Consider the following 12,430-nt stretch of genomic DNA (forward strand, 5'->3'; position numbering starts at 1 on the left):
ATCAGAGGCAGGGACCCACGATTTCCCTGTCCAGTAGTCGTTTAAGGAGACGAGCATGCAACCACAGAAAGAGCTGATCACCGAGACGGCCCTGCTTGAGATGGCCAACAAGATCATCAAAGAGCATGAAGACTTCATCCACGGTATGCGCGCCGATTCGGTGGAGCAGAAGGGGGATATTCTGGTGTTCAAGGGGGAGTATTTCCTGGCCGAAGACGGCACCCCGACCGGCAAGACCATGGCAGTCTTCAACATGTTCAAGCTGCTGGCCCAGCAGCTCTCCGGCAAGTACAAGCTGGCCTGATCTCGTCAGCTCATTGCCAGCTGGATGCCGCCCTCAGGCGGCATCTGTTTTTGCGCGGTTCTGCCCCTCGACCACCACGCAGTTGCGTCCCGCCATCTTGGCCTGATAGAGACACTCGTCAGCACGGTTGATCAGAATATCGATGGTGTCATCACAACGGGCCATAGCAATCCCGATACTCACCGTCACTTCCAGCAATTCGTCCGAGGTGGGACTCTTCACCAGCCGCGCCTCGACGGCAATGCGCAGCCGCTCGGCCATTTTGCTCGCCAGCGCCGGATCGGCGCAATTGTGCATCAGGATGGCAAACTCTTCGCCGCCATAACGCCCCAGCACCATGTCAGGCTCCAGCTGCTCCCCCAGGGTGGTAGCCACCTCTTTGAGCACCGCATCCCCCGCCAGATGGCCGTAGATATCGTTGATCCGCTTGAAGCGATCGAGATCCAGCAGCATCACCGCAAAGGGCTTCTTCTTGAGTTGCAGCCGGATTCTGGCCTGCTCCAGCTGCTTCATCAGCAGGCGGCGGTTCATCATGCCGGTCAGCTCATCGGTGGTCGATTCCCGATATAGCCGCAGCAGCATGTTGAGCTGGCCGCACTGCACCCAGCAACTGGCCATGGTAAACATGCCGAGCACCCACACCTGATTCAGGGTGGCCTGACTCCAGATGCTCTGGCCCACCAGCAGCCAGTGGCCCAGCAGCATGGTCACCAGCACTACGCCTGCCAGTTGCAAGCCGAGGGAGAGGGGGATGGGGAAGATGGCAAACAGGGTGATCAGCAGATAGGGAAAGGCCGCATAGCCCGCCTGCAGCTCCTGTCCGGCGCCAAAGCTGTTCAGGCAGAAGAGGGAGAAGAGCATCATCACGGCCATCAGGTAGCCAAGGGCCAGCTTCATCCGTTCCCGCTTGAAGTGGATGAGGTACGAGAGCGGAATAAGTGGCGAAAGCGCCAGGGTGCAGAAGATCCTGGCCTGGAACAGCTGCTCGAAATGAACGGCGGGCAAGGTCAGCCAATCCACCACGGCCCAGGCGGGCAACCCGAGCATCAGCAAGCAGGTGAGCAGGCGCAAACGCACCGTCATAAACCCCATGCGAGTACGAGTAAAGTCTTCGGAGTGAACCCTCGCACTCCAGAACTCTGACAACTTGAGCATCCAGAGTCTCCACGATGAATACTGAGGGCTCATTCTACACCTACAAAGTGGTAAAAATGTCATTAGCGGGGGGAATAAAAAGGAGAGGTCGATCACACAAACCGACAGATGATAATCGCAGCACGCAAACGTTTCAACCCATCAAAAAATAAACCTTTTTTTGCATAATTAGCGCTGGTCAGCCTCATTTCAATCACTACAATAGCGCCCAATTTTCTCCCCCTCCCCACACAATTCGAGGTACTTATGGAACAGGCTGCTGTCACACGCGCCAATCGAGAGGCACATCCCCCCAGGCGAGCCCATAGCGAACTGGTCTATGGCATAGAGGATGTCCCGCCTCTGCCCCAGACGCTGTTCGCCGCCCTGCAGCATATGCTCGCCATGTTTGTCGCCATCATTACCCCGCCCCTGATTATCGCCAATGCCCTCGGCCTCCCTGCCGCCGACACCCGTTATATCGTCTCCATGTCGCTGGTCATGTCCGGTATCGCCTCCTTCATTCAAACCCGCCGCTTCGGCCCCATCGGTTCCGGCCTGCTCTCGGTACAAGGCACCAGCTTCAACTTCCTCGGCCCCATCATCGCCTCCGGTCTCGCCCTCAAGCAGGCCGCCATGCCCACCGAGGATCTGCTGGGCACATTGTTCGGCACCATGATGGTTGCCGCACTCACTATCATGGTGATGAGCCGCTTCCTCCATCTGGTGAAACGGATCATCACCCCGCTGGTGACCGGCATAGTGGTGCTGCTGATCGGCCTGACCCTGATCAAAGTGGGCCTGATCAGCATGGGCGGCGGTTATGCAGCCCTCTCTGATGGCAGCTTCGCCAGTCACACCAACCTCTTCCTCTCCCTGCTGGTACTCGGCCTTATCGTGTTGCTGCAACGCAGTCGCAACCCCTGGTTGCGCCTCTCCGCCATCATGATCGCCATGCTGGCGGGCTATGCCGTGGCGCTGCTGCTGGGCAAAGTGAGCGCCCCCACCTTCGATGGCCCCCTGGTGATGGTGCCCATTCCGCTTCACTACGGCCTCGGCTTTGACTGGCAGCTGTTCGTGCCGCTCGCCATCATCTTCGTGGTGACGGCGCTCGAAGCGATCGGCGACATGACCGCCACCTCGGACATCTCCGGCGAGCCACTGGAAGGGCCTGTCTATATGGAGCGGATCAAAGGCGGCGTGCTGGCCGATGGTGCCAACTCCATGCTGGCAGCGGTGTTCTCCACCTTCCCCATGTCCACCTTCGCCCAGAATAACGGCGTCATTCAGCTGACCGGCGTCGCCAGCCGTCACGTCGGTCTCTTTATCGCCGCCATGCTGGCCCTGCTTGGCCTGTTCCCGGCGGTCGCCAGCCTGGTACAGCAGATCCCCGAGCCCGTGCTGGGGGGTGCCACTATCGTGATGTTCGGCACCATCGCCGCCGCTGGCGTGCGCATCATTGCCCGCGAGGAGCTGGATCGCCGCGCCCTGATGATCCTGGCGGTGTCGCTGGCCATGGGGCTGGGGGTCGCGCAGGTGCCGGAAGTGCTGCAACACCTGCCGGAGCTGGCCAAGAGCGTACTCTCCTACGGCGTCGCCACCGGTGGCATTACCGCCATCGTGCTCAACCTGCTGCTGCCCAAGCGCGAAGCGCGTCACTCCTGAGACACAGCCTACCGATAGCAAACAGCCCCGCACTGCGGGGCTTTACCTTGCCAGTCGCCACGGGTAGTGTGCTGGGCAGCCTTTTTGAGGATGCCGCCATGCCCTATCGCCTGCTCTCTCCCCTCCCCGATACCGCTTCACCCGCACAGATACTGGCGCAAGAGCAGTGCTGGCTGCGCGACTGTGCCCATGACGGCCAGCCCCGCGCTCACCTCTGGCAGGCGCCCCAATGCCTGATTGTCACCCGCAAGGATACCCGCCTCCCCCGTTACGAAACCGCCTGCAAACAGCTGGCAGACGAAGGCTGGCCGGTGCATGTGCGCGACAGTGGCGGTACCGCCGTGCCCCACGGGGCGGGGATCCTTAACCTATCCCTGCTGCTGCCTCGCACCACCACAGACCTCGCCCACTACTACCGGCTGCTGGGGGCGCCGCTGCTGACCCTGTTGGCGGAGTACGGCCTTGAGGGAAGCTATGACTTCGTGCCCGGCTCCTTTTGCGATGGTCAGTACAATCTGGTGATCGGGGGACGCAAGATCTCCGGCACTGCCCAGCGCTGGCTGGCGCCGGGGCAGGATCACCAGGGCGCCGTGCTGGCACAAGCCATGCTGCTGGTGGCGGGTGATGTGGATGAGGGAACCAGGATGGCGAGCCGCTTCTACGAGCTGGCGGGCGGCGAGCTGCGTTTTATGGCGAGAACCTCCACCACGCTGGCAAGCTGCATCGATTGGCGCGGTAGCGATCAGGCACTGGTAGAGAAAGTGCGAGCACGTCTGGATAGCCTGCTGAGCGAGGGGCTATCCCCCCCATCCTGACCTTATTCCGAAGGGAGAGGGAAAGTACCCATCCATAGACACTGCGCACAAAAAAGCCACGACCGGAGTCGTGGCTTGTTCTTTTCAAGGGGAGCGAGAAACGGGCCGAGGCGTTCAGGCCGTCTGCGGCTCCGGCTCGGCTTCGCTATCCAGATCCCGGCTAAAGTAGGCGCGGGTCTCGGCGATCACCACATGGCGCAGGCCAATCAGGCCGATGAGGTTGGGCACCGCCATCAGGCCGTTAACGATATCGGCCAGCAGCCAAATCATGTCCAGATGGAGGAAAGCACCGCTCGCTACCAGCGCCAGATAGACCAGACGATAGGGCTTGATTGCCTTCACCCCGAACAGGTACTCGGTGCAGCGCTCGCCGTAGTAGTTCCAGCCAAGGATGGTGGTAAAGGCGAAGAACAGCAGGCCAATGCTCACCAGATACTGGCCAACATGGGCATCAAGCCCCTGGGCAAAGGCCAGACTGGTCATGGCCGCGCCGCTTGCATCGCCGCTCCACACGCCGGTCACCACCAGGGTCAGGCCGGTCATGGTGCAGATGATGATGGTGTCGATGAAGGTACCGGTCATGGAGACCAGCCCCTGCTCCACGCACGAATCGGTCTTGGCTGCCGCCGCCGCGATGGGCGCAGAGCCCAGTCCCGATTCGTTGGAGAAGACCCCGCGCGCCACCCCGGACTGAATGGCCAGCATGATGCTGGCACCGACGAAGCCGCCGGTCGCCGCATGGCCGGTGAAGGCACTCTCGATAACCAGCATGACAGCGTCGGGCAGGGCGCTGGCGTTGTTCACCAGCACGCCGAGACAGGCGACGATGTAGAAGATGGCCATGAAGGGCACCACCTTGCTCGACACGCTGGAGATGGATTTGATCCCCCCCAGGGTCACCAGCGCCACGATCAGGGTCAGCACCACGGCGGTCGCTTCACGGGGCACCGAGAAGGAGAGGCTCATGGCGTCGGAGATGGCATTGACCTGCGGGAAGGTACCGATCCCGAAGAAAGCTACGCCGATGCCAAACAGGGCAAACAGCTTGGCCAGCGGCTTGGAGCCGAGCCCCTTCTCCAGATAGTACATGGGGCCACCCGCCATCTGGCCGTTGGCATCCTGCTCGCGGTATTTGACCGCCAGCAGACACTCGGCGTACTTGGTGGCCATGCCGAACAGCGCCGCCATCCACATCCAGAACAGGGCACCGGGGCCCCCCAGCTTGATGGCGGTAGCCACCCCGACGATGTTGCCGGTACCAATGGTGGCAGAGAGGGCGGTACAGAGGGCGCCGAAGCTGGAGACATCCCCCTGCTTGCCCTGCCCCTGATCGCGACCAAAAACCAGCCGCAGAGCGAGCGGCAAACGCACGACCTGAAGCAGACCCAGACGCAGGGTGAGATAGATACCGGTCCCGACCAGCAGGATCAGCAGGGGCGGGCCCCAGATAAAGCTATCGATGGCGGTTAACGCCGATTGAATTGATGACATGCATCCTCCTTAAGAAACAGAAATTAAGGAGGAGAAGGATGATCTTCCCATAGGTGTCGCGATCCCCAGAGGCGATCGGATGCGGGCCAGGAACGTGTTCACACTCTTGCTGCGAGGCCGTGATCAAGGCTCATGCGCTGCTCGGAAGCCTCATGTATTTACATACACTCCGGTTCCTGCGCTGCTCTTTACCTTGCTGACGACTTCTCGTTACAGATCGTGAACAGTTCCAAGCCCAGGTACAACCATCCCATCCCCTCTGTCCTTTTGCCTGAGAGTTTCCGGCGCCAGCCTGCCCTTGCGGGTCGTCATGGTGCCTTGCTCCTTCGGCGCCCGATTTAACGGGTCTCTCCAGAGTATCGTCCAGTAGCAGTCCACACCGGTTGCCCGGTACCTGAAAGATTCACTTCTTCGGTGGATGGTTGCCCATCGCTCTCCTGCTACCTTCATCCGAACTAGTTTGGATTAGGAAGTCGGCATGTTAATCCAAAAAATGTGAGCTGTCTCGCACTTGGCCACCCCCATTTATATTTTTTTAGTGACCGCCAGAACCGCGGCAAGAATGTTAAATGTTAGTTAACTATCAACAAGTTAGGCTCTCACGGATCAAATGTGGCCCAAACGGGAAAAATGGCGGATAGAGAACAGTGATCCCTCTCGTTTCGCCAAGAAAATCTTGCCGACATATCCAATCAAAATGCTTGCACACAGAATCAATAAGCCGATAATCCGCTGCATAACCAAGCACTTTGCTATCAATTTATGCACTGTGTTCGGTTGGTCCCACCGGACCGCTCGCCTGACCCGGCCGTCGCCGGTTCAATCGCATATGGCTTGGGCATATCACGCCCCCTAAGGATGACCAAAAGAGAATGAACGAGACCCTGGTTGCAAAAGATGTGGTCGCACAAGATTACCGTCAACTGGTTGAACAATTCGGCTCCCCCCTGCTGCTGCTCGACAAGGCAGCCGTCCGCAAACAGTATCGGGCCCTGGCCGCCGCTCTGCCCGATGTACGATTGCACTATGCACTCAAACCCCTGCCCCATGAGGCGGTGGTCTCTGTCTTGAAAGAAGAGGGGGCCTGTTTCGATCTGGCCACCAATGGCGAAGTGGATCTGGTGCGCAGTCAGGGGGTTCGCCCGGGACGTTGCATTCATACCCATCCCATCAAGCGCGACAGCGATATCCGTTATGCGCTGGAGTTCGGCTGCACCGTGTTTGTCTACGACAACCCGCTGGAGCTGGAGAAGTTCATTCCCTACAAGGACGAAGTGAAACTGCTGCTGCGGGTCAGCTTCCCCAACCCCGAGACCAAGGTCGATCTCTCCAAGAAGTTTGGCTGCACCCCGGAGCAGGCGCTGCCGCTGCTGCAACTGGCCCACGCCAAGGGGATCAAGGTGATGGGACTGTCGTTCCACGTCGGCTCTCAGGTACCCCACGCCCGTCGCCATGTGCAGGCCATCGATGCCTGCCGCGAGATCATGGAGCAGGCCTGGGCGCTCGGGCTCAAGCCCTGGGTGCTGGATATAGGCGGCGGTTTCCCGGTCGATTATGAGGGGGGCGAGTTCGATATCGACAGCTTCTGCGCGCCGATCCGCGAAGCGCTGGCCAAGCTGCCCGCTACCGTGCAGAAGATTGCCGAACCGGGCCGCTTTATCAGCGCACCGGCCATGACTTCGGTTTCAAGCGTGATGGGCAAGGCCCACCGCGGCGACAAGATCTGGTACTACCTGGATGACGGCCTCTACGGCAGCTACAACGGCCAGCTCTATGACCACGTCACCTATCCGGTGAGCACGCCTTATGCCAGTGGCGAGCAGCACAACTCGGTGCTCTCCGGCCCCACCTGCGACAGCGTGGATGTGATCCGCGATGGCATCATGCTGCCGGACCTGGCTATCGGCGAGTTGGTGGTTGGCAAGGTGATGGGCGCCTACACCTGGGCCTCCGCCTCCACCTTCAACTTCTTCCCCAAGGCGAGCATCCTCATTCTGGACAGCAGCCAGAAAGGGCAGAAGCTGGTGGCAGTAGCCTGAGCAAACCGCTCGCCAACAGGTTCACTGGGCAAAAACAAGAGGGGGAAGCTTGAGCTTCCCCCTCTATCATTTCACCAACCTCTATCAGATAAACTGACTGGTCAGCAGCCAGCCGGTGTAGGCGACGAAGCAGGTGAGCAGCACGCCTCCCTCCAACCGGTTGATACGGCCTTGTCCCTTGCGGCCCAGACACATCACCAGCAGCAGCAGGGTCAGCCCCATCATGATGCTCCAGTCACGGGTGAGCACCTCCGGCGCCACATCGAGCGGGTGGATGCCCGCCGCAATCCCCACCACCGCCAGGGTGTTGAACAGGTTGGAGCCGAGCACGTTGCCAAGGGCCAGATCATGCTCGTTCTTGCGAATGGCGATCAGCGACGAGGCCAGCTCCGGCAGGGAGGTTCCCACCGCGACTATGGTGAGACCAATCACCAGATCGCTGATACCGAGTGCCTGAGCGATGGTCACCGCCCCCCAGACCAGCAGGCGGGAAGCACCGATCAGCAGCACCAGCCCGACCACCAGCCAGAAGATGGCGCTCTTGAGGGACATCCCCTCGCTCTCTATATCCTCGGCGGTCTCGGTATCCAGCGCATCTCCCTTGCCATTCATGCCAGCCCAGATGGACCAGCCCATCAGGGCAACGAAGACAGCCCCCAGAATGACCGCATCCATCCGGCCCAGATGACCATCGATCAGCAGAGCGCCGGAGAGCAGGGTAATACCGAGCAGAATAGGGATCTCCTTGCGCACAACCTGAGAGGCCACCGCGATAGGGCTGATCAGTGCCGTCAGACCCAGGATCAGCGCGATATTGGTGATGTTGGAGCCATAGGCATTACCAAGCGCCAACCCGGGATTGCCCTGGGACGCCGCCAGCGCCGAGACCACCATCTCCGGGGCCGAGGTACCAAAACCGATGATCACCATGCCGATCAGCAGTGGCGGCATCCCCGCATAACGGGCAGTGGCGGCAGCGCCATCGACAAACTTGTCTGCACTCCAGACCAGCAGCGCCAGTCCGGCAATCAGGGCAACAAAAGCCAGGGTCATAGGATCTTCATCTCTTGTTATCTGCAACGAAGCGCCAGCCCAAACGGGCAGGCACCATGGGAAAGTGGCGCCAGTGTAGCTGTGCCGCCTCCCATTTCAAGGGGAAATCAAACCGTGATTAACATTTCACAGTGCAGCCAGCAGGCTCGCGGCATCGGAGACCTCGAACTTGCCCGGCTCCTCCAAAAACAGCTGCTCTACAACAGCATCATTGGCGATCAACGCAAAGCGCTGGGCGCGGATGCCGCCAAAGGCGCCGGTATCCTTGGCCAGACCCAGCGCCCGGGTCCAGCTGCCATCGCCATCCGCCAGCATGGTGATCGCCTCGGCATTCTGGGCCGTCTGCCAGGCCCGCATCACGAAGGCGTCGTTGACCGACAGACAACAGATGGCATCCACCCCTTTGGCCATAAACTGATCGGCCAGCACCACATAGCCGGGCAGATGGGCATTGGAGCAGGTGGGAGTAAAAGCGCCGGGTACCGCAAACAGCACCACTTTTTTACCGGCGAACAGCGTCTTGCTATCCCGCAGCTGCTTGCCCTCGGCGGTGATAAAGGTAAATTCGCCCGCAGGCAGGGGTTGTCCTACAGCAATCATGATTTCTCGTCCTGAGTCGTGATGGGAAGTCGCCAGTTTATCCCAGAGTGACGATGCCTCCTAACAGCGGCTCTGAGCCTGACCATGGGTAGCGGCAGGCATTTTCCCCTTGGGCAGACTACTCTTGAGCTGGTTTCACGGCGCCAGGAGGCCCCATGCAACACTATTACGATGGTCTGGAGATTCGTCCCCCCGCCATGCGCGAACAGCAGCAACTGGACCAGCTCAATCATCAGCTTACCCATGTCAGTCAATATTGCGCCGGTTACTCCAGCGCCTATCGCCAGTGTCGCCTCGAGGATCTGGCAGAGCTGGCCACCCTGCCACTGCTCGACAGCAAAGAGCTCTTTGCCGCCCAGCAAGCTCATCCCCCCTTTGCCGGTCTCACCGGCCGTCCGGCCAGTCAGGCGCTGCGGGTCTTCTCCTGTCCAGGCCAGCTGGCCATCCCCGAGTATGCGGGAGCAGACTGGTGGGGGGCCGCCCGGGCACTGTTTGCCGCCGGTTTCAAGGCGGGGGAAGTGATGCTCAACGGCCACGACTATCATGCTGGCCCCACCGCCTTTATCTTCGATAACGGCGCCCGCCAGCTGGGGGCTCCCGTGGTACCCTGCGGCCCCCACGATACCCTGCGCCAGCTGGAGGCACTGCTGCGCTATCAACCCACCGGCTACGTCGGCCCGCTGGTGACCCTGCTCGACCTGCTGGAAGCGGCCGAAGCGGCGGAGATCCCGAGCGACTCGCTGCGCCGCGCCCTGCTGTGTGAAGCCACTCACCCGGAAACCGCGCCACTGCGCGCCATTCACGGCATTGCGGCCCTCAACTGTCTGGTGTGGCAGGATGTGGGGGTGGTGGCCTACGAGAGTCAGCCCGGTCAGGGCTTTATCGTCAACGAGAGCTGCATCGTCGAAATCATCGATCCCGCCAGCGGCAATCCCGTGAGTGGCGATGAAACAGGCCAGCTTGTGGTGACAAGGCTCGATCTGGAGTATCCGCTGCTGCGGCTAGCCACCGACTGGCAAGGTCACTGGCTCGCCAAACCGAGCGCTTGCGGGCGCACCAACCGGCGCCTCAAGCTGGTGTAGCAGACCAAGTAAATGCACAAAGGCAGACGGGCAGCCATCAGGCTGCCCGTCTTGTCTCTGGAGAAGAGGATATATGAAGTTGGTCAGCGCCTTGCCTGCCAGGTGGCGATGGCGAGCAGGGAGTCGGGGGTAAATTCGCTGGCGCGCTCGGCAATCTCGGCCAGGCTCATCCAGTGCACCGCGCTCACCTCTTCGGCCTGCAACTGCAGCGGCCCCTGATAGCGGCAACTGAAGAGGCCGCCCCAGACCCGGTAGCCCTCCCCTTCCGCATAAAAGCTGCCAAAGCCCTGCAGAGGAACATCCATAATCCCCAGCTCCTCGGCCAGCTCGCGCCGGGCGGAGCGCTCCATCTCCTCACCGGTGGTGACCACGCCACCGGCGCAGGCATCCAGCATGCCGGGGCAGAAATCCTTGCTGAGGGTGCGTCGCTGCACCAGGATCCGATCCGCATCGTCGAGCACCAGAATATAGCTGGCACGATGGCAGAGATTCTCTCGCCGCACCTTGGCTCGCTCGGCCACACCAATCACCCGGTTGTTCCCGTCCACCACATCAACCCATTCCACGCACAGGCCCTTTATTTGTTCCATTCAAGCCCGCAGTATATCGGTGCGGTGGTTTGTCATGGCACAACTTTTTCGATGACGCCCTCAATTTGCCGAACTCACTGGCAAAATAAGGATTCATGCAAATCTTTATAAACCGTCATATCAATGTCATCGACCAACACCATAGTGTGCCCTGTCCAGGCAATCAGGGAACCGTGTGATGAAGGTATTCAAGCAGTTATCCCCACGGCAGATCGCTCGCTACATCAAGAGCTTTCATCGAGGCTATTTTGCCATCGAGTCGCTGGGGACATTTGAATTCAACGCGGGCAGGATCAGCCTCCATGGCCTGACCTGCCACCAGCGGCTAAGACTGGCTCGCCAGATCAATCTGGCGGTCAGACAACTTGGTCACCGCGACCCCTTGCCGGACATGTGAGTCAAAGGGTCTTGCCCTACTGTCTGTTGTGCATCCATGCTTTGCCCGCCGGCTACTGGCCGCGCGGGCCGTTTTCGATATCGGTAATGATGCCGTTGCGCACCGTAACAAAGCGCATGAACTCGTTCTTGCCGAAGTTGTAGGTCCAGCGTTCACCATATTTGACCTGCACCATGTTGCCAAACTGGTTCTCCTCGTTGCGGTTGAGCTCTTCACGCAACATCGGCTCACCGCACTTGAGCAGCATCTCGGCGGTGGTGTCTCCCTCGGTGATCAGGGCGTTCTTGCAGCGCATGGCATCGGCACTGGCCGGAATGCTCAGCAGCAACAGAGCAAGCCCCGCTACTTTCTTCATCTTCTTGCTCATCGGGTTCTCCTTATCCTCTCTAATGAGTCGCAGTATGCCTGTTCCCGTTTCTGAAAAAACCAGTAAAAAGCGCAAAAGTGCCGCCCTTTTCTGCTCTCCAGCCCGCTGGTCGCGACAAATGCTGTCTATCACATAGCCCAAAAACAAACGGCGACCCGAGGGTCGCCGTTTGCATCAAGCCAGCAGGATCACAGGATGTCCAGCAGCTCGACTTCAAATATCAGTGCAGAGTAAGGCGGGATGGAGCCCGCACCACGGGCACCGTAGGCCAGATCGTGGGGGATGTAGAGCTTCCACTTGGAACCAACCGGCATCAGCTGCAGCGCTTCAACCCAGCCTGCAATCACGCCGGTCACCGGGAATTCAGCCGGCTGGCCGCGAGCGACGGAGCTGTCGAATACGCCACCGTGGGTGAAGGTACCGTGGTAGTGCACACGCACGGACTGACCGGCTACCGGAACGGCACCGTTGCCTTCTACCAGCACTTCGTACTGCAGACCGGAGTCGGTCACCTTCACTTCAGCGCGCTTGGCGTTATCAGCCAGGAAGGCTTCGCCGTCAGCAGCGGCGGCCTTGGCGGCGGCTTCCTGCTCTTCTTGCATACGCGCAGTGATCACCTGGAAGGCATCATTGATATCGTCACGGCTGACCGCGAACTCCAGACCATTCAGGGCATCTGCCAGACCTTGTTGCAGGGCCGGGATATCCAGACCGGCGAAGGCTTGCTGCGCCAGCTGATCACCCATGTTGCGGCCGATGCCATAGCTGGCCTTCTGTTCGATAGAGTCGTATTGGGACATTGAGATGTTGCTCCAGATCCATGTAGTAAAGAGGCGGGATAATATCAGACTTTTGGCCGGGGTGCTGCCGGGGGCGCCCCTGATTTCCCCGTC

13 protein-coding genes and 1 riboswitch are annotated in these 12,430 nt (G+C 60.1%); of the genes, 6 read left to right on the plus strand and 7 right to left on the minus strand.

What is annotated here, in order from left to right:
* Positions 1 to 55: 55 nt before the first annotated feature.
* Complete coding sequence (locus ACTG1P_RS07380) at positions 56 to 304, plus strand: YciN family protein (protein ID WP_005338382.1); 249 nt, start codon at positions 56 to 58, stop codon at positions 302 to 304.
* 33 nt (positions 305 to 337) lie between these two features.
* Here the strand turns inward: ACTG1P_RS07380 and ACTG1P_RS07385 are convergent, their stop codons facing one another.
* Entirely contained in the window at positions 338 to 1,459 is a 1,122-nt protein-coding gene (locus tag ACTG1P_RS07385; RefSeq protein WP_040066714.1) for a GGDEF domain-containing protein, read from the minus strand.
* 246 nt (positions 1,460 to 1,705) lie between these two features.
* Here ACTG1P_RS07385 and ACTG1P_RS07390 point away from each other — a divergent pair, with 246 nt between their 5' ends.
* Both ACTG1P_RS07390 and ACTG1P_RS07395 read left to right on the plus strand, forming a co-directional pair.
* On the plus strand, positions 1,706 to 3,103 hold the full coding sequence (locus ACTG1P_RS07390) for a nucleobase:cation symporter-2 family protein (RefSeq protein ID WP_440000891.1): 1,398 nt from the start codon (positions 1,706 to 1,708) through the stop codon (positions 3,101 to 3,103).
* 98 nt (positions 3,104 to 3,201) lie between these two features.
* Positions 3,202 to 3,918, plus strand: coding sequence for a lipoyl protein ligase domain-containing protein (locus ACTG1P_RS07395; RefSeq protein ID WP_440000892.1), 717 nt, complete (start codon positions 3,202 to 3,204; stop codon positions 3,916 to 3,918).
* A 114-nt stretch (positions 3,919 to 4,032) separates the two neighbouring features.
* On the opposite strand, the gene ACTG1P_RS07400 is transcribed toward ACTG1P_RS07395, so the two are convergent.
* A complete protein-coding gene (locus tag ACTG1P_RS07400) occupies positions 4,033 to 5,409 on the minus strand; it encodes an alanine/glycine:cation symporter family protein (protein ID WP_005338391.1) in 1,377 nt (458 codons plus the stop codon).
* A 249-nt stretch (positions 5,410 to 5,658) separates the two neighbouring features.
* Positions 5,659 to 5,774: riboswitch (glycine riboswitch) on the minus strand.
* A gap of 507 nt (positions 5,775 to 6,281) precedes the next feature.
* On the opposite strand from ACTG1P_RS07400, the gene ACTG1P_RS07405 reads away from it, so the two are divergent.
* Entirely contained in the window at positions 6,282 to 7,448 is a 1,167-nt protein-coding gene (locus tag ACTG1P_RS07405; protein ID WP_440000893.1) for a type III PLP-dependent enzyme, read from the plus strand.
* 84 nt (positions 7,449 to 7,532) lie between these two features.
* Here ACTG1P_RS07405 and ACTG1P_RS07410 read toward each other — a convergent pair whose 3' ends face one another.
* Both ACTG1P_RS07410 and ACTG1P_RS07415 read right to left on the minus strand, forming a co-directional pair.
* Positions 7,533 to 8,501, minus strand: a complete 969-nt coding sequence (locus tag ACTG1P_RS07410) for a calcium/sodium antiporter (protein ID WP_005343920.1) — start codon at positions 8,499 to 8,501, stop codon at positions 7,533 to 7,535.
* Between the two features lie 126 nt (positions 8,502 to 8,627).
* The gene (locus ACTG1P_RS07415; protein WP_440000894.1) at positions 8,628 to 9,101 is read right to left on the minus strand and encodes a peroxiredoxin; all 474 of its coding nucleotides are present in this window, start codon (positions 9,099 to 9,101) and stop codon (positions 8,628 to 8,630) included.
* Positions 9,102 to 9,256: 155 nt separating this feature from the next.
* Here ACTG1P_RS07415 and ACTG1P_RS07420 point away from each other — a divergent pair, with 155 nt between their 5' ends.
* Positions 9,257 to 10,183, plus strand: coding sequence for a phenylacetate--CoA ligase family protein (locus ACTG1P_RS07420; RefSeq protein ID WP_440000895.1), 927 nt, complete (start codon positions 9,257 to 9,259; stop codon positions 10,181 to 10,183).
* 83 nt (positions 10,184 to 10,266) lie between these two features.
* On the opposite strand, the gene yfcD is transcribed toward ACTG1P_RS07420, so the two are convergent.
* Positions 10,267 to 10,773, minus strand: a complete 507-nt coding sequence (gene yfcD, locus ACTG1P_RS07425; protein WP_440000896.1) for an NUDIX hydrolase YfcD — start codon at positions 10,771 to 10,773, stop codon at positions 10,267 to 10,269.
* Positions 10,774 to 10,951: 178 nt separating this feature from the next.
* Here yfcD and ACTG1P_RS07430 point away from each other — a divergent pair, with 178 nt between their 5' ends.
* On the plus strand, positions 10,952 to 11,170 hold the full coding sequence (locus tag ACTG1P_RS07430) for a DUF1107 family protein (RefSeq protein WP_005358887.1): 219 nt from the start codon (positions 10,952 to 10,954) through the stop codon (positions 11,168 to 11,170).
* A gap of 52 nt (positions 11,171 to 11,222) precedes the next feature.
* Here the strand turns inward: ACTG1P_RS07430 and ACTG1P_RS07435 are convergent, their stop codons facing one another.
* Both ACTG1P_RS07435 and ACTG1P_RS07440 read right to left on the minus strand, forming a co-directional pair.
* Entirely contained in the window at positions 11,223 to 11,537 is a 315-nt protein-coding gene (locus tag ACTG1P_RS07435) for a DUF2845 domain-containing protein (RefSeq protein ID WP_005338404.1), read from the minus strand.
* Between the two features lie 188 nt (positions 11,538 to 11,725).
* On the minus strand, positions 11,726 to 12,337 hold the full coding sequence (locus ACTG1P_RS07440) for an FKBP-type peptidyl-prolyl cis-trans isomerase (RefSeq protein ID WP_440000897.1): 612 nt from the start codon (positions 12,335 to 12,337) through the stop codon (positions 11,726 to 11,728).
* Positions 12,338 to 12,430 lie beyond the last annotated feature (93 nt).

Origin of the sequence: Aeromonas sp. 11P, assembly GCF_051920165.1 — a bacterium.
GTDB classification, from domain to species: Bacteria; Pseudomonadota; Gammaproteobacteria; order Enterobacterales; family Aeromonadaceae; genus Aeromonas; species Aeromonas veronii.

What these genes read in the sequence shown, in the direction of transcription:
- ACTG1P_RS07440 (WP_440000897.1), bottom strand. Translation starts at nt 12,337, where the DNA reads ATGTCCCAATACGACTCTATCGAACAGAAGGCCAGCTATGGCATCGGC.
- ACTG1P_RS07405 (WP_440000893.1), top strand. Translation starts at nt 6,282, where the DNA reads ATGAACGAGACCCTGGTTGCAAAAGATGTGGTCGCACAAGATTACCGT.
- ACTG1P_RS07435 (WP_005338404.1), bottom strand. Translation starts at nt 11,537, where the DNA reads ATGAGCAAGAAGATGAAGAAAGTAGCGGGGCTTGCTCTGTTGCTGCTG.
- ACTG1P_RS07395 (WP_440000892.1), top strand. Translation starts at nt 3,202, where the DNA reads ATGCCCTATCGCCTGCTCTCTCCCCTCCCCGATACCGCTTCACCCGCA.
- ACTG1P_RS07400 (WP_005338391.1), bottom strand. Translation starts at nt 5,409, where the DNA reads ATGTCATCAATTCAATCGGCGTTAACCGCCATCGATAGCTTTATCTGG.
- ACTG1P_RS07420 (WP_440000895.1), top strand. Translation starts at nt 9,257, where the DNA reads ATGCAACACTATTACGATGGTCTGGAGATTCGTCCCCCCGCCATGCGC.
- ACTG1P_RS07390 (WP_440000891.1), top strand. Translation starts at nt 1,706, where the DNA reads ATGGAACAGGCTGCTGTCACACGCGCCAATCGAGAGGCACATCCCCCC.
- ACTG1P_RS07410 (WP_005343920.1), bottom strand. Translation starts at nt 8,501, where the DNA reads ATGACCCTGGCTTTTGTTGCCCTGATTGCCGGACTGGCGCTGCTGGTC.
- yfcD (WP_440000896.1), bottom strand. Translation starts at nt 10,773, where the DNA reads ATGGAACAAATAAAGGGCCTGTGCGTGGAATGGGTTGATGTGGTGGAC.
- ACTG1P_RS07430 (WP_005358887.1), top strand. Translation starts at nt 10,952, where the DNA reads ATGAAGGTATTCAAGCAGTTATCCCCACGGCAGATCGCTCGCTACATC.
- ACTG1P_RS07415 (WP_440000894.1), bottom strand. Translation starts at nt 9,101, where the DNA reads ATGATTGCTGTAGGACAACCCCTGCCTGCGGGCGAATTTACCTTTATC.
- ACTG1P_RS07380 (WP_005338382.1), top strand. Translation starts at nt 56, where the DNA reads ATGCAACCACAGAAAGAGCTGATCACCGAGACGGCCCTGCTTGAGATG.
- ACTG1P_RS07385 (WP_040066714.1), bottom strand. Translation starts at nt 1,459, where the DNA reads ATGCTCAAGTTGTCAGAGTTCTGGAGTGCGAGGGTTCACTCCGAAGAC.